This window comes from Janthinobacterium sp. GW822-FHT07H11 (assembly GCF_058798615.1).
Window position 1 is genome coordinate 2076671 of sequence record NZ_CM179507.1, and the last position, 18745, is coordinate 2095415.

General features: G+C 63.4%; 17 protein-coding genes and 1 other RNA gene. 14 read left to right on the top strand and 4 right to left on the bottom strand.

The annotated features are described in order from the left end of the window. The 4 genes from AC3RCJ_RS09340 (at nt 1) to AC3RCJ_RS09355 (ending at nt 3849) form a co-directional block, all read left to right on the top strand. Nucleotides 1-570: a GspH/FimT family pseudopilin gene (locus AC3RCJ_RS09340; RefSeq protein ID WP_492964444.1), complete on the top strand. Its 570-nt coding sequence runs from the start codon at nt 1-3 to the stop codon at nt 568-570. 84 nt (nt 571-654) lie between these two features. Further along, entirely contained in the window at nt 655-1728 is a 1074-nt protein-coding gene (ribD, locus tag AC3RCJ_RS09345) for a bifunctional diaminohydroxyphosphoribosylaminopyrimidine deaminase/5-amino-6-(5-phosphoribosylamino)uracil reductase RibD (protein ID WP_492964461.1), read from the top strand. Nucleotides 1729-1907: 179 nt separating this feature from the next. Next, nucleotides 1908-2543 carry a riboflavin synthase gene (locus AC3RCJ_RS09350; RefSeq protein WP_492964445.1) on the top strand — a complete coding sequence of 212 codons (636 nt, stop codon included), beginning with the start codon at nt 1908-1910 and terminating at the stop codon, nt 2541-2543. A gap of 97 nt (nt 2544-2640) precedes the next feature. Beyond that, entirely contained in the window at nt 2641-3849 is a 1209-nt protein-coding gene (locus AC3RCJ_RS09355; RefSeq protein WP_492964446.1) for a hypothetical protein, read from the top strand. Here AC3RCJ_RS09355 and AC3RCJ_RS09360 read toward each other — a convergent pair. Further along, a complete protein-coding gene (locus AC3RCJ_RS09360; protein ID WP_492964447.1) occupies nt 3846-4271 on the bottom strand; it encodes an OsmC family protein in 426 nt (141 codons plus the stop codon). The genes AC3RCJ_RS09355 and AC3RCJ_RS09360 overlap by 4 nt on opposite strands. 297 nt (nt 4272-4568) lie before the next feature. Between AC3RCJ_RS09360 and ribBA the strand changes: the two genes are divergently transcribed. The 3 genes from ribBA (at nt 4569) to nusB (ending at nt 7006) form a co-directional block, all read left to right on the top strand. Beyond that, complete coding sequence (ribBA, locus tag AC3RCJ_RS09365) at nt 4569-5690, top strand: bifunctional 3,4-dihydroxy-2-butanone-4-phosphate synthase/GTP cyclohydrolase II (RefSeq protein WP_314633110.1); 1122 nt, start codon at nt 4569-4571, stop codon at nt 5688-5690. A gap of 174 nt (nt 5691-5864) precedes the next feature. After that, on the top strand, nt 5865-6347 hold the full coding sequence (gene ribH / locus AC3RCJ_RS09370) for a 6,7-dimethyl-8-ribityllumazine synthase (RefSeq protein ID WP_492964449.1): 483 nt from the start codon (nt 5865-5867) through the stop codon (nt 6345-6347). Between the two features lie 188 nt (nt 6348-6535). Further along, nucleotides 6536-7006 (top strand): transcription antitermination factor NusB, encoded by a 471-nt coding sequence (gene nusB / locus AC3RCJ_RS09375; RefSeq protein ID WP_152254358.1) that lies wholly within the window; start codon nt 6536-6538, stop codon nt 7004-7006. Between the two features lie 222 nt (nt 7007-7228). On the opposite strand, the gene AC3RCJ_RS09380 is transcribed toward nusB, so the two are convergent. Beyond that, nucleotides 7229-8146, bottom strand: a complete 918-nt coding sequence (locus tag AC3RCJ_RS09380; protein WP_492964451.1) for a transglycosylase SLT domain-containing protein — start codon at nt 8144-8146, stop codon at nt 7229-7231. A 478-nt stretch (nt 8147-8624) separates the two neighbouring features. Here AC3RCJ_RS09380 and ubiD point away from each other — a divergent pair, with 478 nt between their 5' ends. Further along, nucleotides 8625-10109: a 4-hydroxy-3-polyprenylbenzoate decarboxylase gene (gene ubiD, locus AC3RCJ_RS09385; protein ID WP_492964453.1), complete on the top strand. Its 1485-nt coding sequence runs from the start codon at nt 8625-8627 to the stop codon at nt 10107-10109. A 297-nt stretch (nt 10110-10406) separates the two neighbouring features. Then, nucleotides 10407-10505, top strand: an RNA gene (ffs, locus tag AC3RCJ_RS09390) — signal recognition particle sRNA small type. Between the two features lie 22 nt (nt 10506-10527). On the opposite strand, the gene AC3RCJ_RS09395 is transcribed toward ffs, so the two are convergent. Next, complete coding sequence (locus AC3RCJ_RS09395) at nt 10528-10746, bottom strand: hypothetical protein (RefSeq protein ID WP_492964455.1); 219 nt, start codon at nt 10744-10746, stop codon at nt 10528-10530. Here AC3RCJ_RS09395 and dnaX point away from each other — a divergent pair. From dnaX to AC3RCJ_RS09420, 5 genes are all read left to right on the top strand, one after another. Continuing rightward, nucleotides 10745-13066, top strand: a complete 2322-nt coding sequence (gene dnaX, locus AC3RCJ_RS09400; protein ID WP_492965416.1) for a DNA polymerase III subunit gamma/tau — start codon at nt 10745-10747, stop codon at nt 13064-13066. The two genes, AC3RCJ_RS09395 and dnaX, sit on opposite strands and share 2 nt — an antisense overlap. Nucleotides 13067-13106: 40 nt before the next feature. Continuing rightward, complete coding sequence (locus AC3RCJ_RS09405) at nt 13107-13433, top strand: YbaB/EbfC family nucleoid-associated protein (protein ID WP_034759121.1); 327 nt, start codon at nt 13107-13109, stop codon at nt 13431-13433. A 47-nt stretch (nt 13434-13480) separates the two neighbouring features. After that, nucleotides 13481-14071: a recombination mediator RecR gene (gene recR, locus AC3RCJ_RS09410; protein WP_492960734.1), complete on the top strand. Its 591-nt coding sequence runs from the start codon at nt 13481-13483 to the stop codon at nt 14069-14071. A 3-nt stretch (nt 14072-14074) separates the two neighbouring features. Next, nucleotides 14075-15292 carry a CaiB/BaiF CoA transferase family protein gene (locus AC3RCJ_RS09415; RefSeq protein ID WP_492960735.1) on the top strand — a complete coding sequence of 406 codons (1218 nt, stop codon included), beginning with the start codon at nt 14075-14077 and terminating at the stop codon, nt 15290-15292. 191 nt (nt 15293-15483) lie between these two features. Beyond that, complete coding sequence (locus tag AC3RCJ_RS09420) at nt 15484-16617, top strand: esterase-like activity of phytase family protein (protein WP_492960736.1); 1134 nt, start codon at nt 15484-15486, stop codon at nt 16615-16617. Here the strand turns inward: AC3RCJ_RS09420 and AC3RCJ_RS09425 are convergent. Then, on the bottom strand, nt 16586-18745 hold the full coding sequence (locus AC3RCJ_RS09425; protein WP_492960737.1) for a putative bifunctional diguanylate cyclase/phosphodiesterase: 2160 nt from the start codon (nt 18743-18745) through the stop codon (nt 16586-16588). The two genes, AC3RCJ_RS09420 and AC3RCJ_RS09425, sit on opposite strands and share 32 nt — an antisense overlap.

Genomic DNA, 18745 nt, shown 5'->3' on the forward strand with positions numbered 1-18745 from the left:
ATGAGCACGCGCAAGCACCCGCGCCGGACAGGGCATACCATGCTCGAATTGCTGGCCGTGCTGGCGATTGCCGCGCTGCTGGCGTTTGCTGCCATGCCCAGCCTGCAGCAGGTGCTGGCGCGCCAGCAGGTGCGCGCGGCGGCCACGGACCTGTTTTCGGCCATCGAATTGACGCGGGCGCAGGCAATGGCGCGGGGCCAGCGCGTGCTGCTGATGCCGGCCGGGCCCGGTGGCACGGATTGGGGCAAGGGCTGGCTGATATTTATCGACCGCAATGCCAACCTGGCGTTCGATGACGGCGACGAATTGCTGTTCCGCCAGGGACCGCCGCCGGCGGGCATTACGGCCCAATTCGCGTTTTCGTCTGCCACGATGCCGTTTTATATCGCCTACAATGGCGCAGGACGCAGTTGCAGCGCGACCAATAGCCTGGCGGCGCGCTGGGGCACCTTGTCCCTGGCTTTGGGAAAGCAGGTGCGCCATATTAAAATCAATATGCTGGGCAGGGTGCGCGTGTGCGATCCGCAGCAGCAAGCGGTCAATTGCAGCGGCGTGGCGGACAGTTCGTAACCCGACTCACCTATCACTCATTTGTCACTCATTTATCACTCACTATCAAAGAAGCCCGTGGAAATACTCAACGATATCGATGGCATGCGCCTGGCGCTGGAATGGGCGGCGCGCGGTTTGTACACGACCTCGCCCAATCCCCGCATCGGCTGCGTGATCGTCAGGGATGGCCAGGTGATCGGCGCCGGCGTGACGCAGGCGGCCGGGCAGGATCATGCCGAGGTGCAGGCGCTGGCGAATGCGGCGGCGCGCGGCAACGACGTGCGCGGCGCCACGGCCTATGTCACCCTGGAGCCGTGCAACCACCATGGCCGCACGCCACCGTGCTCCGATGCGCTCGTGCGCGCGGGGTTGGGGCGGGTCGTGGCCGCCATGACGGACCCGAATCCGCTGGTGGCGGGGCAGGGACTGGCCAAGCTGGAAGCGGCCGGCATTGCCGTCACCACGGGCGTGCTGGCCGACGAGGCATATGAAATGAATATCGGCTTCTTTTCGCGCATGCAGCGTGGCAAGCCGTGGGTACGCATGAAAACGGCGGCCAGCCTCGATGGCATGACGGCCCTGCACAATGGGCAGAGCCAGTGGATCACGGGACCGCAGGCGCGCGCCGACGGCCACGCGTGGCGCGCGCGCGCCTGCGCCATCCTGACGGGCATCGGCACGGTCAAGGCGGACGACCCGCAATTGACCGTGCGCGCCGTCGAGACGCCGCGCCAGCCGCGCCGCATCGTCGTCGACAGCCGGCTCGACATCCGCCTCGACGCGCGCATCTTGCAGGGCGGCGGCACGTGGATCGTGGCGGCCGTGGCCAACCCGGAAAAGCAAGCGCAACTGCAGGCGCTGGGTGCCGAAGTCATCTTATTGCCGAACGCGGCCGGCAAGGTCGACCTGGCCGCGCTGATGCTGGAACTGGGACGCCGGCAAATCAATGAAGTCCACGTCGAGGCCGGCTCCAAGCTGAACGGCTCGCTGATCCGCGAAGGCTGCGTCGACGAGCTGCTGGTCTACCTGGCACCCACCTTGCTGGGCGATGCGCAAGCCATGTTTGCCTTGCCCGCATTGACGGATCTCAAACAGCAGCATAGCTTGCAATTTCATCAGGTCCAGCAAGTGGGCGAAGATTTGCGTATCCTTGCAAGATTCGCCCAGCGCAATTAAAACGCCTAACAAAACCGTAGCGAGCGGAAGGAAGGCTCGGCGCCCCCGTTGGCCCGAGAAGCGCAGCTGTACGAAGTACGGGGCCGCCGAGGCAGTGAGCATCGTAGGCCGCAAATTACGACGCGCAGTAGGTTTTGACAGGCGTTTTTAATACTTTCATACTTTTATAGGGTTAGTTCATGTTTACAGGAATTGTTGCCGCCATTGGCAAGATTGAAACCGTGCAAGCACTCGAAGGCGGCCTCGACGCAGGCGTGCGCCTGACCATCCACGCGGGCGGCTTGCCGCTGGCCGACGTGGCCCTGGGCGACTCCATCGCCATCAATGGCGCCTGCATGACGGTGGTGGAAAAGTCGGACACGGGCTTTGCCGTCGATGTCTCGCGCGAAAGCCTCAATTGCACCGTGGGCCTCGATACCACGACGGAAGTGAACCTGGAAAAAGCCCTGACCCTGGCCGAGCGCCTGGGCGGCCACCTGGTCTCGGGCCATGTCGATGGCCTGGGCATCGTGCGCAAGTTCGAAGCCGTGGGCGAATCGTGGGAGCTGGTCATCGAAGCGCCGCACGAACTGGCGAAATACCTGGCCTTCAAGGGTTCCGTCGTCGTCAATGGCGTATCGCTGACCGTCAACAGGGTGGAAGACCTGGGTGCGGGGGCGATCAACGGCTGCCGCTTCTCGATCAATTTGATTCCCCACACCATCGCCATGACGACCCTGAAACACTTGACGGTCGATGCCAAGGTCAACCTGGAAATCGATTTGATCGCCCGCTATGTCGAGCGCATGTTGTCGCTGGACAAGGCTGCCGCCTGATATAAGCACACCGCAACACATGCTTCGCCTTGCCAAGCGTGTGTTGCTTTTCTTGCAGACGCGCATACTATGAAGCTTTCCGCAGTGGAGGCCAGTCATGGACCCGATTTCGCGCGCAACCGTGCCCAATACCATCCCGGCCCCATCGCGCGTGGGCGCAACGGCAACGCTGGCGCCGTTGGCGCCGGCGCTGCCCGTGCCGCCTTCCAGCGCGGCTGCAGCCCTTGCCATTCAGTCATCGACCCAGGTCGACCTCTCTCCGCTGGGCCAGTTTCTCTCCGGCGTGGCCTTGTCGCGCCGGCAACTGCTGGCCTTGCAGGGCGCCACGGACGAAGCGAGGGCGGCAAATACCCCCGTGAATGTGAATGAGGACTTGCTGGCGCTGGCGCGGCAGCTGACGGAATCGTTTGCCCAGCTGCAAACGAGCGGCATCGACGCGAGCCAGCTGGCGACGGACGGCGACGCGCCGGGCAGCCTGGCGCAGCGCTACGATTTGCTGTCGGGCGATGGCACGACGGATGCGGCGGCCGCGCTGGCGCAGGACGGCAGCCTGCTCACGCAAGCGCAACTGGCCCGCATCGGCATCGATCTGCGCAATGAAGAGGTCGATGCGACAACCTTGCAGGCCGCATATGCGGCCGACAGCCCTGCCACGCTGGATGCCTTGCAGCAGGGAACGGACGTGCTGGCACAGGTGGGCGCCGTGCTGGCCCGGCAGCAGGGCGCGCCGCTGGCCGGCGTGGTCGAAGCGGATTTGACGGGCGCAGCACTGCCAGCCAGCGCCGCGCAGGCCGCGCAGCCGCAGGCCGTCGACGAGGCGCCGCCGCAAACGGCCGCGATTGCACAACGGCAATTGGAATTGCAGCAGCAACTGGAAGCGGAAGAGCTGAACCTGGATTTGCAGGCGCAGCGGACAGACAGCCAGCGCGTGGATGCCCTGCGCATCGACAGCGAGCGCATGAATACCGAGCAACTGGCGCAGCAGGAGGACGATGCGCGGGCGGCCCAGGTACAAGTGCGCGCGGGGCAGGGGCAAGCCGATGCGGCCCTGGTGACGGCGCAAGCCCAGCTGGCGCAGCAAAATACGCAGGCGCAGCAGCTGGCCGCGCAAGCCGCGGGCATGGCCGTGCCGCCGCCGTCATCGCAAGATCCGTCCGTGGCGGCGGCCATCGCCGCGTATAACCTGAACAATGCAGCCCTGAATCCTGGCTTGATGCACCGGCCATCGCCGGCCAGCGACGCGCGCCTGCCGCTGGTGGCGCCGGTCGCTGCCGTGGAACCAATCAAGCCGGTGGATAAAATCTAGGGCAGCAGGCTGGCGTCCAGGGTAATGTTGGCTTTAAGCAGCTTCGACACGGGGCAGCCGGCCTTGGCCTTGGCCGTCAATTCCTCGAACTTCGCCTGGTCGGCGCCCGGTATCTTCGCTTTCAGGATCAAATGGACGGCCGTGATGGCAAAGCCGTCGTCCACCTTGTCGAGCGTGACTTCGGCCGTCGTCTCCATCTTTTCCGCCGTCAGGCCCGCTTCGCCGAGGATCAGCGACAGGGCCATGGTGAAGCAGCCCGCGTGGGCGGCGCCGATCAGTTCCTCGGGATTGGTGCCGGGCTTGCCTTCGAAGCGGCTGGCAAAGCCGTAGGGGTATTCCTGCAAGGCGCCGCTGCGCGTGCTGATGGCGCCCTTGCCGTCCTTGATGCCGCCTGACCAGATGGCCGATCCATGGGTTTTCATGTTGCCGCTCCTGTGTGGGGTGTCGCTGCGAGTGGAGTGTCAGCGCCGTGGCGGTGACTGGCTGATCTTATGCTCTTTGCAAGGCCGGCGGCGCGCGTCTTGCCGTCGCCGTTTGCGCTGGATCGAGGAATCGGCGCTTTGTGGGGCAGGCTGCGGCGTCCATGCCGCAAAGCTGTCTTATTTCAGGCCTGCAAGCGCCAAATCCTTTAAAATAGCAGGTTATAAGAAAATTCCCGGAAATTCGCGGAATATTCGCACGCGATGTTTCAGTTTTTAGTCTTACTAAGAGGATCAATGATGTCTATTTCCAGCACCGAAGAGATCGTCGCTGAATTGCGCGCCGGCCGCATGGTGATACTGGTCGATGAAGAAGACCGGGAAAATGAAGGCGATCTGGTGCTTGCCGCCGATTTTGTCACGCCTGAAGCCATCAATTTCATGATCACGCATGCGCGTGGCCTGGTCTGCCTGACCCTGACGGAAGAGCGTTGCGACGAGCTGAACCTGTCGATGATGACGTCGCGCAACGGCACGGCCTACGGCACCAACTTTACCGTGTCCATCGAAGCGGCCGAAGGCGTGACGACGGGCATTTCCGCCGCCGACCGCGCCAAGACCATCCAGGTGGCGGTGGCCAAGGGCACGCAGCCCAGCGATATCGTCCAGCCCGGCCATATCTTCCCGCTGAAAGCGCAAAAGGGCGGCGTGCTGATGCGCGCAGGCCATACGGAAGCCGGTTGCGACTTGACGGCCATGGCCGGCCTGACGCCCGCGTCCGTGATTTGCGAAATCATGAAGGACGACGGCACCATGGCGCGCCTGCCGGACTTATTGGTGTTTGCCGAACAGCATGGCCTGAAAATCGGCACGATTGCCGACCTGATCCATTACCGCAGCCAGACGGAGTCCCTGGTCGAGCGCGTTGCCGAGCGCACCTTGCACACGGCGCACGGCGAATTCCGTTTGATCGCCTTCCGCGACAAGCCCAGCGCGTCGGCCCACCTGGCCCTCGTGCATGGCGACCTGGCGCCGGGCCTGGAAGCGCTGGTGCGCGTGCACCAGCCCGTTTCCCTGCTGGACGTGCTGGAAAGCGAAGCGACCACGCACTCGTGGACGGTGGCCGCCTCGATGGCCGCCATCAAGCAGTCCGAGCGGGGCGTAATGGTCTTGCTGAACTGCGGCGAGACCTCGAGCGAGCTGTTTGCCCAGTTCGCCGCGCTCGATACGCCGCAAGCCAAGCCGAAAGGCCGCGCCGCCAGCATGGACTTGCGCAGCTACGGCATCGGCGCGCAAATCCTGCGCGACCTGGGCGTGAGCAAGATGCAATTGCTGGCCAGTCCGCGCAAGATGCCGTCGATGGTCGGTTTCGACCTGGAAGTCACCGGTTTTCAGTGCCATCCAGGCCAGACGCCTGACTAAATCTACTGCGCGTCGCGATTTGCGGCCTGCGATGCTCACTGTACTATTCGTACAGTTGCGCTTCTTGACCACAACTCGCTGCCGCTCGCTACGATTTTGTCAGGCGTCGATGTAAGAGTAAACGATGGCGGCATGTGCATGTCGCCCTGAACCACCAGATTAAAGAGGCATATGATGACCGTAGGAGCATACGAAACCAATTTTGCCGGCGAAGGTTTGCGCGTCGGTATCGTCCAGGCACGATTCAATGAAATCGTCGGCGGTGGCTTGCTGTCGGCATGCCTGGAAGAGTTGAGCAAGCTGGGCGTGGCCGAGGAAGATATCCTGCACGTGACCGTGCCGGGCGCCCTGGAAATCCCACTGATTCTGCAAAAAATGGCGGAAAGCGAGCAATTCGACGCCCTGATCGCACTGGGCGCCGTGATTCGCGGTGAAACCTACCACTTCGAGCTGGTATCGAACGAATCGGGCGCGGGCATCACGCGCGTCGGTCTCGATTACGGCATCCCCATCGCCAACGCAGTGTTGACGACGGAAAACGACGAGCAGGCGGAAGTGCGCATGCTGGTCAAGGGGGCCGAAGCGGCACGCGTGGCAGTGGAAATGGCTAATCTGGCGCAAGCGCTAGAAGAGTTGCAAGACACCGACGAAGACTAAGCGCGTGTGATAAGAATGCCATGGCTGCGTTGCAAGGCCTCGCCGTACTTTCGTACTGTCTTCGGCCTCGCGCCTTGCCCTGACATCCTTCTCACGCACGCTTGAATTGCGGCCGCGCTGCCTAAAAGCGCGTCGCAGTGTCTCGCCGGAATTTGTAGTGAACACGTACTTAAGAACAGGTAACAATCATGACTGAGAAAAATTTGCTCGCCAATCCCAGCAAAAACCGCACGCCGCGTCACCGCGCGCGCGAGTTTGCGCTGCAGGGCTTGTACCAGTGGCTGCTGAACAATGAAGACGCGACCACCGTCGTGAACAATATTCGCGCGGCCCACGGCTTCGACAAGGCCGATGGCGATCATTTCACGGTGCTGCTGTACGGCACCATCAAGGATTCGCTGGCGCTGCGCGACAGCATGGCACCCTTGATCGACCGCAATATCGCGGAATTGTCGCCCATCGAACACGGCATTTTGCTGATCGGCGCGTTCGAGCTGAAGAACAACATGGAAATCCCGTACCGCGTCGTCATCAACGAAGCGGTCGAGCTGGCCAAGTCGTTTGGCGGCATCGACGGCCACAAGTATGTGAACGGCGTGCTGGATAAATTGGCAGTGAAATTCCGCGAGGAAGAAGTGGGCGCCAACAAGCGCAAGTAATATAGGTACGGATCCAGCGGCGAAGGCCGCAATGGATGCAAAAAGGGCAGACTGAAAAGTCTGCCCTTTTTGCTGTCGGAGTGTTGCGCATTAACGTATCGGCGCCTCTTCCAACCGTAGCGAGCAAGCCCGATATCGGGTTGAGTAACGCAGCTGTACTGGAGTACAGCGAGTAACGCCGACCAGAGAGCGGGCTGCGCAGTAGGTTGGAAGAGCGCGCTACTACAGGCCGGCGATCTCGTTGTGCGGCAGCACTTTGATGGTGATGCCGCTTTCCGCTGCAGGCGCCTTGGCTGGCGCTGGCGTGTTCGATGCCATCACCGGCGTGCTGGTCGGCACGCGCTGGCCGGCCGACACTTGCTTCAGGCGGCGGTATTCGGCCAGCACGCGCGAGCCGTAGCCCGAGTCGGTGGCGAAGTTGGCGGCGCCCACATAGGTTTTCAAGCCCGCTTCGACGGAACCGCCACGCGTGACGTAGTCTTTCAGGATCAGCGAGCCGACGCGGATGTTGGCGACAGGATTCAAGGCAGCTTGCACGCCGCCCATTTCCTGGAAGCGCTCATGGTGCACTTTCGACATGACCTGCATCAAGCCTTGCGCGCCCACGGGGCTTTCGGCGAACGGGTTCAGGCCCGATTCGATGGCCATCACGGCCAGGATCAGCAGCGGGTCCAGCTTGATTTCACGGGCCGTCAGGTAGGCCGTCGAGACCAGCATATTGGTCGCATCGTTGGCCACGCGGTAGCGCTTGGAGAGCCAGTTGGTGACCCATTGCTGCTGCTTTTGCGTGCCCAGCAAGGCTTTTTCTTCCTTGGTCAAAGGTGTGTCGCTGGCGGCGGCCGTTTGCACGGAAGCAGGCGCTTCCATCAGTGCCGACAGGGCCGGCGCTTCAACGGCTTGCGCCTCTGCCATCGGCAGCGGGAACAGGCTGTGCGTCAGTTGCTTGCCCAGGTCGGGGCGGAACATCAGCAGGGCGATCAGTGCCAGGGCGGAAATGCCGAAGACTGTCAGTGTGTGTTGCGCCGTGGCCAACACGCCACGTGCCGAGATGGCTTGTGCGCGGGCGCGCAAGCGCGCCAACGCTGGCTGGCCAGCCACGGTTGAAGCAGGCAAGGCTGCTTCAGTGCTACGATGAGTCATAGAGTTCCCCGAAATGTCGCGTCAACAGGCAGTCCCTCCGCGGTGTCGCGGTGTTGTGGGTACTGCCAATGCCGTGCATCAGAAATATCATCGTTTCCGCCGCGTATGGATGCGTGCGAGAAACGCCGTCATTGCTTGCCTGAGCTGATCGGTCCCATGCTGGTATTGGATCAGTCGCAATACAACTTTTACCGGGGGTAAGGCAGACGCCTTTTGAAAACACTCCTTAAAATGTCATGTGGAGCCCCGACTCCGTGAATGAAAGAGAAACGCTAAAATCAAGCCTTGGGCCGGCGTGCTCTTTCAAGTTGGGCGAATTGTAGAAGCCGTTTTATATCAAGTCAATACTAACGAATCGATTCTTTATTACTTTTATGTCTTACTTTTTGTCTTGCATTGTGCCAAAAGCCAATAAAATCAATTACTTGGCATAGATCCTTCAGCAACGGCGTCCGACGTCAAAAAAAATTAAAAACACATGAAATATTCAGATTTGCGAGATTTTATTTCTCAGCTGCAACAAATGGGTGAACTTAAGTCCATTTCGACCCCTGTTTCACCGATTTTGGAGATGACGGAGGTGTGCGACCGCACCTTGCGCGCGGGTGGACCAGCCTTGCTGTTCAACCATCCGACGGGTCACACGATGCCGGTGCTGGGCAATCTGTTCGGCACGCCGCGCCGGGTGGCGCTGGGCATGGGGGCCGAGGATGTCAGCGAATTGCGCAAGATCGGCCATGTGCTGGCGCGCCTGAAGGAGCCGGAGCCGCCCAAGGATTTCAAGGATCTGCTGGGCCTGGGCTCCCTGGTGAAATCCGTGTGGGACATGTCGCCAAAGGAATTGCGCGGCGCCAAGTGCCAGGAAATCGTCTGGGAAGGCAATGACGTCGACCTGGCGCGCCTGCCGATCCAGCATTGCTGGCCCGGCGACGTCGCCCCCCTGATCACCTGGGGCCTGGTGATCACCAAGGGGCCGAACAAGAAGCGGCAAAACCTCGGCATCTACCGCCAGCAGGTATTGGGACGTAACAAGGTCATCATGCGCTGGCTGGCGCACCGGGGCGGGGCGCTGGACTTCCGCGAGCATGCCATTCAAAGCAAGGGCAAGCCGTATCCGATCGCCGTCGCGCTCGGTGCCGATCCCGCTACTATATTAGGGGCCGTCACGCCGGTGCCGGACAGCCTGTCCGAATACCAGTTCGCCGGCTTGCTGCGCGGCAGCCGCACGGAGCTGGTGAAAGCCATCGGCAGCGAGCTGCGCGTGCCCGCGTCGGCCGAGATCGTGCTCGAAGGCCATATCTACCCGGACGAAAACCATCCGAGCGGCTACGAGCACGCGCTCGAAGGGCCGTATGGCGACCACACGGGCTACTATAATGAGCAGGACAGTTTCCCCGTGTTTACCATCGACCGCATCACCATGCGCCGCGATCCGATCTACCACTCCACGTATACGGGCAAACCGCCGGACGAGCCGGCCGTGCTGGGCCTGGCCCTGAACGAAGTGTTCGTGCCGCTGCTGCAAAAGCAGTTCAGCGAAATCACGGACTTCTATCTGCCGCCCGAAGGCTGCAGCTACCGCATGGCCGTGGTGCAGATCAAGAAACAGTACGCGGGCCACGCCAAGCGCGTGATGTTCGGTGTGTGGAGCTTTTTGCGCCAGTTCATGTATACCAAGTTCATCGTCGTCGTCGACGAAGACGTCGATATCCGCGACTGGAAAGAGGTGATCTGGGCCATCACCACGCGGGTCGACCCGATCCGCGACACGACCCTGGTCGACAATACGCCCATCGACTACCTGGACTTCGCCTCGCCCGTCAGCGGCCTGGGCAGCAAGATGGGCATCGACGCGACGAATAAATGGCCGGGCGAAACGACGCGCGAGTGGGGCACGACGATTGCCATGACGCCGGAAGTGAAGGCCAGGGTCGATGGGATCTGGCAGGAGCTGGGTTTGTAGGTATTGGGTAGGTTGGGGTAGGTCGGGTTCGCGCTTGCGCGTAACCCGACGTTGCTTGCATGTTCACGATCTGCGTACTCGGAAGTGTCGGCTTACGGCCTGCGGCCTAAGCCGACCTACGCCTACGTACTCGGAAGTGTCGGCTTACGGCCTGCGGCCTAAGCCGACCTACGCCGACCTACGCCGACCTGCGCCGACCCACGCCGACCTACGCCGACCTACGCCGACCTGCGCCGACGCACACAGCATTGACACGGCAATTTCCCAATCTTGCGCAGACCGGTTATAATTGTCCCCGGCGGGCCCCTGCGCATCGTGGCATGGCTAACCTGGTCAGGTCGGGAACGAAGCAGCCACGGCTATTAACCATGAGTGCCGCAGATCAGGCTCGCCTCCTTCGGGAATGTTTTAATCAGGATCAACAATCAAGCTGCCATGGGCAGCTTTTTTGCTTTTGCGGCCCATTTTCCTGCGACGCCGCAGCATTGCCGGGCTTGCCGTGTTTTCCATATTTCCAGCTGGCCATGTTATACAATTGCTGCTTTGCCGCGTTTGCCAGGTTTGCCTGGCCCGGCCATGAGGCTTGCGCCCGCCGCGCAGGATCACCCGCAAAAATCGCATGGTAAAATCTCAGCATGTCCTATCAAGTCCTCGCCCGTAAATACCGCCCCAAGAATTTCGAGACGCTCGTCGGCCAGGAGCACGTCGTGCGCGCGCTCACGCATGCCTTGCACAGCGGCCGCTTGCATCACGCCTATCTGTTCACGGGCACGCGCGGCGTCGGCAAGACGACCCTGTCGCGCATCCTGGCCAAATCGCTCAATTGCATCGGCCCCGACGGCACGGGCGGCATCACGGCCCAGCCTTGCGGCGTGTGCGAAGCGTGCACGGCGATCGATGCGGGACGCTTTGTCGACTATATAGAGATGGATGCGGCGTCGAACCGCGGCGTCGATGAAATGGCGCAGCTGCTGGAGCAAGCCGTGTATGCGCCAAGCAATGCGCGCTTCAAGGTCTATATGATCGACGAGGTGCACATGCTGACCAACCACGCCTTCAATTCCATGCTGAAAACGCTGGAAGAGCCGCCCGAGCACGTCAAGTTCATCCTGGCCACGACGGACCCGCAAAAGATACCCGTGACCGTGCTGTCGCGCTGCCTGCAGTTCAACCTCAAGCAGATGCCGCCCGGCCATATCATCAGTCATTTGGACAATATCCTGGGGCAGGAAGGCATCGCCTTCGAACAGCCGGCCTTGCGCCTGCTGGCCCAGGGCGCCCACGGTTCCATGCGCGACGCGCTGTCCTTGACGGACCAGGCCATCGCGTATGCGGCCGGCGAAGTCACGCTCGACGCCGTGCAAGGCATGCTGGGCGCGCTCGACCAGTCGTACCTCGTGCGCCTGCTCGACGCGCTGGCGCAGCAGGACGGCGCCGATCTGCTGGCCGTGGCCGACGAGATGGCGTCGCGCAGCCTGTCGTATAACGGCGCCCTGCAGGACCTGGGCACCTTGCTGCATCGTATTGCGCTGGCGCAAACCGTACCGGCCGCCTTGCCGCAGGATTTGCCTGAATATGCCGATATCGTGCGCCTGGCCGCCGCGTTTGACGCGGAAGAAGTGCAGCTGTTTTACCAGATCGCCGTGCATGGCCGCAATGAACTGGGCCTGGCGCCCGATGAATATGCGGGCTTTAGCATGACCTTGCTGCGCATGCTGGCCTTTCGGCCCGGCCTGGGCGGCGCCGAAGGCGTGCCGGCTGCGGCACCGGCGGCTGCCCCTGGCAATCGTCCCGCCGCCGTGGCCGCCGCGCGCGCGGCAGCCGGCGCGTCCGCACCGGCCGCCCGCGCCGCCACGAACAGCGTGGCCAGCCATGCGGCCGTGACGCCGCCTGCCGTGGTGGCCGCCGCAGCGGCCAGCATGGCCCGCAGCGAAGCGCCGCCGCCACGCGCGGCTGCCCCGGCGCCAGCACCGGCACCCGCACCTGTCCCAGCCCCGGCACCAGCGGCGCCGCCCGCCGCTCCTTTTCCTGCGGCTGTCCCGGCAGCCTCGGGCGCTCCGATCAGTTCGGCCCGCGCCGCCATCAATGCGGCGCTGGAAGCGGCCCGCGCCGCCTCGAAAGGCCGTCCTGGCAGCGCGCCGTCGGCGCCATCGTCGGCGCCCAAGCCGGCTAGCCCGGCACCGGCCGCTGCCGTCGCCGCGCCAGCCCCGGCAGCATCCGTCCAGCTTGCGCCGCCGCCACCGGCCGCCGCCGCGAAAGCGCCGGCACCGTGGGACGATGCGCCCTCAGTTGCTGTGATGGAAGCGCCCGTTGCCGTTGCGGCGCCCGCTCAGCAGGCACGTCCCGCCGCCCCGCCGCCGCAGCAGCAAGCCGATGACGACTTGCCGCCCTGGGTCACCGAGTTTTCCGACGACAGCGCCTCCGTTGCCGTGTCCGCGCCCAGCAGTGGGCCAGCCGAGCAGCCGGCCGTCGTCATGCCGCAGCGTGCCGCCAAGCAAGCCGCGCCCAGCGGGCCGTATGTGATCACGCCCGTGCCGGGCCTGGACTGGGACGGCAACTGGCCCGCCGTCGCCGCCGTGCTGCCCCTGCGCGGCGTGGCCCAGCAACTGGCCGTGCAGGCCGAACTGATCGAATGCCTGCACGACGGCCACAGCACCACGTTCCGCCTGCGCGTGCCGATCGACACGTGGCGCAGCCCGGCCAACGTGGAAAAACTGGCGGCCGCGCTGAGCGAGCGCTTCGGCCGCAAGGTTAATGTCGACACGGAACTGGGCGCCGTCTGGTACACGGCCAGCGCGGAAGCGCAGGCCCACCGCGAGGCGTGCCAGCTTGCCGCGGAAGCAACCATCGCCAGCGATCCCTTTGTGCTCGAGATGAAGCGGGCATTCGACGCTTTTGTCGTGCCGGGAACGATTACCCCTGCACCGGCCGGCTCCGCCGCGCCGACCCTGCATTGATGATTAACACACTCACAAACTGAATTAACGGAGCATTCTCATGATGAAAAATCAACTGGCTGGCCTGATGAAGCAGGCGCAAGCAATGCAAGACAATATGAAAAAGGCCCAGGAACAACTGGCGCTGGTGGAAGTGGAAGGCCAGTCCGGCGCCGGCCTCGTGAAAATCGTCATGACGTGCAAGAACGACGTCAAGCGCGTGTCCATCGACCCGTCGCTGCTGGCCGACGACAAGGACATGCTGGAAGACCTGGTGGCCGCCGCCTTCAACGACGCCGTGCGCAAGGCGGAAGCGACGTCCGCGGAAAAAATGGCAGGCTTGACCGGTGGCATGAACTTGCCAGCCGGCTTCAAAATGCCATTCTGATGCAACACCGCATGCGCTCGATCTGTGGCACGGGGCAGGGTTGATCCATGTCCAAGTCGCTTGAATTCCTGACCGAGGCGCTGCGGCGCCTGCCCGGCGTCGGCCCCAAGTCGGCGCAGCGGATGGCGTTTCATTTGTTGCAGCACGATAGGGAAGGCGCGGCCATGCTGTCGCGCGCCCTGTTCCAGGCCGTCGATGCCGTGCATCACTGCGGCCTGTGCAATACCTTTACCGAACATGAAGTGTGCGAGACCTGTCTCGACGACGAGCGCGACAAGCGCTTGCTGTGCGTGGTGGAAACGCCGGCCGACCAGCTGATGATCGAGCAGACGCTCACCTACAAGGGCCTGTATTTCGTCCTCATGGGGCGACTCTCTCCGCTCGACGGCATCGGTCCGAAAGATATCCACCTCGAAAAATTATTGAGCCGCGCCAACGATGGCGTGGTGAATGAGGTGGTGCTGGCCACCAATTTCACGAATGAAGGCGAAGCGACGGCCCATTACATCAGCGAAATGCTGAAGGCGCGGGGCTTGCGCGTGAGCCGCCTGGCCCGCGGCGTGCCCGTGGGCGGCGAACTGGAATACGTCGACGCGGGCACGATTGCCCGCGCGATGCTCGACCGCAGGGCAACCTAAATCATGCAAGAAAAAACCTCGGCAGGGCCTTTGGCGGGCATTAAAGTGCTGGAACTGGGCACCCTGATCGCGGGGCCGTTCTGCGCCCGCATGCTGGCCGAATTCGGTGCCGACGTGATCAAGATCGAGTCGCCCGATGGCGGCGACCCCATCCGTACCTGGCGCGTGCTGAAGGATGGCACCTCGCTGTGGTGGTCGGTGCAGGCGCGCAACAAGAAAAGTATCACCCTGAACCTGAAAGCGCCGGAAGGCCGGGCGATTGCCCGCCAGCTGGCCCTGGAAGCGGACATCATCGTCGAGAATTACCGCCCCGGCGTGCTGGAAAAGTGGGACCTCGGCTACGAACAGCTCAAGCAGATCAAGCCTTCCCTGATCATGGTGCGCCTGTCCGGCTTTGGCCAGACGGGCCCGATGAAGGATTTGCCAGGCTTCGGCGCCATCGGCGAATCGATGGGCGGCTTGCGCTATGTGTCCGGCTTTGCCGACCGCCCGCCCGTGCGCGTCGGCGTGTCGATCGGCGACTCGGTGGCGGCCCTGCACGGCGTGATCGGCGCCATGATGGCGCTGCGCCACCGCGACGTGACGGGCGGCGCGGCCGGCGGGGAAGGGCAGATGGTCGACGTGGCCCTGTACGAATCCGTGTTCAACCTGATGGAGTCGCTGGTGCCCGAATACGACCAGGCGGGCGTGGTGCGCGAGCGCACGGGCGGCTCGCTGCCCGGCATCGTGCCCTCGAATACCTATACGACGGGGGACGGCGAAAACATCGTGATTGCCGGCAATGGCGACGCCATCTTCAAGCGCTTGATGCTGGCCATGGGCCGCATCGACATGGCGGGCGACCCGCAGCTGGCGCGCAACGACGGCCGGGTGGCGCGCACGCAGGAGATCGACGACGCCATCGGCGCCTGGTGCGCCACGCACACGATAGACAGCGCGCTGGCCGTCTTGAAGGCGGCAGACGTGCCGGCCGGCAAAATCTACTCCGTGCGCGACATGCTGAGCGATCCGCAATTTCTCGCCCGCGACATGTTCGAACAACATCATTTCGCCGACGGCACGCCCGTCAAATTGCCCGCCATCAGCCCGAAACTGTCCGCCACGCCGGGCAAGACGCAGTGGCTGGGGCCGACCTTGGGCCAGCACAACGACGAGGTGCTGGCGGCGCTCGGCTATGACGCGGCCGCCATCGCGCAACTGAAGGCCGATGGCGTGGTGTAGGTCGGGTAGGTCGGGTAGGTCGGATTAGCGGCGTAGCCGCGTAATCCGACACCACCACGCCACGTTACCGACACCACCACGCCACGTTACCGACACCACCACGTCATACCGACACCACCAGCCAAGCCAACAATGTTGTCGGCTTACGCGCTTCGCGCTAAGCCGACCTACGCAACTCACTGATACCTGTCATGCATCGATTTTTCCGCACCGCGCTTGCCCTGGCGTCCGCCGCCATCCTCCTCTCCGCCTGCGCCAGTTTCCCCCACGACGCGCCGATTGCCGGCCTGCGCCTGATCGGCGAGCAGCGCATCGCGCTCAAATACGCGTTCGAGGGCACCACGGTGGGCGGCTTGTCCGGCATCGACTACGATGCGGCCAGCCATAGCTGGGTGATGGAAAGCGATGACCGCTCGGAAATCAATCCGGCCCGCTTCTACCGCGCCACGCTCAGCTACGACAGCAAGGCGTTTACGGGCGTGACCTTGACCGGCGTGCATTTCTTCACGCAGCCCGACGGCAGCCGCTATCCGAACCTGGCCCACGCAAAGCTCGACGCTGGCGAGCAGGTGCCCGACATCGAAACCATCCGCGTCGATCCGCACGATGGCAGCCTGTGGTACGGCAGCGAAGGCAACCGCAAGGTGGGCTTGCATCCGTTCGTGCGCCATGCGGACCGCGACGGGCGTTATCTGGCTACCTTGCCCACGCCATCCATGTTCCGGGTGTCCGGGGACAGGACGGGCTCGCGCAACAACATGAGCTTCGAGGCACTGTCGTTCTCGGCGGATGGCAAGAGTCTGTGGCTGGGCATGGAAGCGGCGCTGTACCAGGATGGCCCGCTGGCCACGCCCGACAACGGCTCCGTGGTGCGCATCACGCGCCTGGACCGCGCCGGCACCGTGCTGGGCCAGTATGCGTATGCCATCGAGCCGGTGGCGTCGCGGCCCGCGCCGGGGCGCGAGGCGGACAATGGCGTGTCGGAAATCCTTGCCGTGAACGACCATCAGCTGCTGGTGGTGGAGCGGGCCGGCGTGGCCAATGCGGATGGTCTCTACACGAATCACGTGCGCATCTACGCGATGGAAACGGATGGCGCCACCGACATCCAGGCCATCCCGGCCCTGGCGGGCGCGACTTACGTGCCGGCGCGCAAGCGATTGCTGCTGGACCTGGAAAAGACCGGCCTGGCCCGGGTCGACAATATCGAGGGCATCAGCTGGGGGCCGCGCCTGGAAAACGGCCGCCGTAGCCTGGTGCTCATTTCCGACGACAATTTCAACCCGCAGCAAGTCACGCAAATCCTTGCCTTCGAAGTGCTCTAGCTTCGTCGCTGGCCGCCTGGCCGACCTGCCTGGCCAGCATGGCCGTGATGGTGTCGTGCGGCGACGGGTGGCCGAGGAAGTATCCTTGCGCCATGTCGCAGCCGTACTCTTCCAGCATCAGCAACTGCTCGTCCGTTTCCACGCCCTCGGCCACCACCACCATTTTCAAGCCGTGCGCCATGGCGATGATGGCGCGCGTGATGGCCGCGTTTTCCGTGTCCTGCGGCAAGCCGGCGATAAAGCTCTTGTCGATCTTCAGCGCGCGCACGTCGAAGCGCTTTAAATAATTCATCGACGAATATCCCGTGCCGAAGTCGTCGATGGACAGGTAGACGCCGATGCCGCGCAATTGCTCCAGGGTCACCATGGTGGCGCGCGCATCGTCCATCAAGGTGCCTTCCGTCAATTCCAGTTCCAGCAGCCGTGCATCGAGGCCCGTGTCGGCCAGGGCCGAGAGCACGATCTGCATCAGGTTTTCATCCTTGAATTGCTTGGCCGACAGGTTCACGGCCATGCGGATGGCGCGTCCGCCATCGCTTTGCCAGGCCTTGGCCTGGTTGCAGGCCGTGCGCAGCACCCATTCGCCGATGGGTACGATCAGCCCCGTTTCCTCGGCCAGCGGGATGAATTCCGTGGGCGAAATGATGCCGCGCTCCGGGTGGCGCCAGCGCACCAGCGCTTCCACGCCGACGATCTGCGTGCTGGGCACGTCGATCTGCGGCTGGTACAGCAGGTACAGCTCGTTGTTCTGCAGGGCTTTGCGCAGGCCCACTTCCATCTTGACGTGGCTCATGATTTCCATCGTCAGCGATGAGCTGTACAGCTTGGCGTTGTTCTTGCCGCAGTTCTTCGCGTGGTACATGGCCGTGTCCGCGTATTTGAGCAGCGAGTTGCAGTCCTCGCCATCTTCCGGATACAGCGAGATGCCGATGCTGGCCGTGACGAAGATCTCGTGCGACTCGATCATGAAGGGGCGGCGCATGGCTTCCTTGACCCGGTGCGCCACGTTGAGCGCGTCTTCCACCCGCTCCAGGTCGGGAATCAATATGGTGAATTCGTCGCCGCCCAGGCGCGCCAGGTTGCTGCCGCCGGACACGCCGTCGAGCTCGTACTCGGCGCGCAGCACCAGGTCGCTGGGGCGGATGGTTTCGCGGAGGCGTTCGGACACCACCTTGAGCAGGTGGTCGCCCACGTCGTGGCCCAGCGTGTCGTTGATGCGCTTGAAGGCGTCGAGGTCCATGAACAGCACGGCGAACTTCTTGTCGTGTTCTTTCGAGCGCAGCAGCTCGCGTTCCAGCGTTTCCAGGAAGGCCTGGCGGTTGGGGATGCCCGTCAGGCTGTCGCAATAGGCGAGGCGGCGTATCTGCTCTTCCGTGCGCTTGCGCTCGCTGATGTCGCGCACCAGGCCCAGCACTTCGTCGGCGCCCGTCGCCACCAGGCGCGCCTCGAAGTGGCGCGTGCTGTCTTCATAGGTGAGCGTGTAGTCGACCGAGCGGATATGCTGCGTGGCCAGCACCGTGTGCGCCTGGTCCAGCAGGCGCGCGGCGATTTCGGGCGGCAGCACGTCGCGGATATGGCTGCCCACGCAGTTTTCTATGGAAAAGCCGGCGCTGGCATCGTGGCCCTGTTCGTAGTCGAGATAAAAGCCCTCGCGGTTGAGGCGGAAAAAGGTGTCGGGGATGGCGGCCAGCACGGCGCGGTTGTGCGCGTCGGCGATGCGCAGGCGGGCGATGGCATCGCTGGCGCGCAGCACGTACAGCACGCGGTGGCCGAGGATGGGCCAATTGATGGGCTTGGAAATGAAATCCGTGGCGCCCACTTCATAGGCGCGCGTCACCGCTTCGAGCTCGTCGCCGCCGGTGACCATGATGATGGGCACCGTGCCGTCCACTTCCTGGCGGCGGATTTCGCGGCACACGGCAAAGCCGTCCAGCGCCGGCATGTCGACGTCGAGCATGACCAGGTCTGGGCCGCTGTGCTTGTAGCTGGCCAGCGCCTGCACGCCGTCCTCGGCCTCGATCACGTCCAGGCCCACCTGCGTGAGCATTTGCCGCATCAGCAGGCGCATCACGGGATCGTCGTCGGCCACCAGCACCAGGCCGCGTTGGGGGGAGAGGGGCGCTGTCAT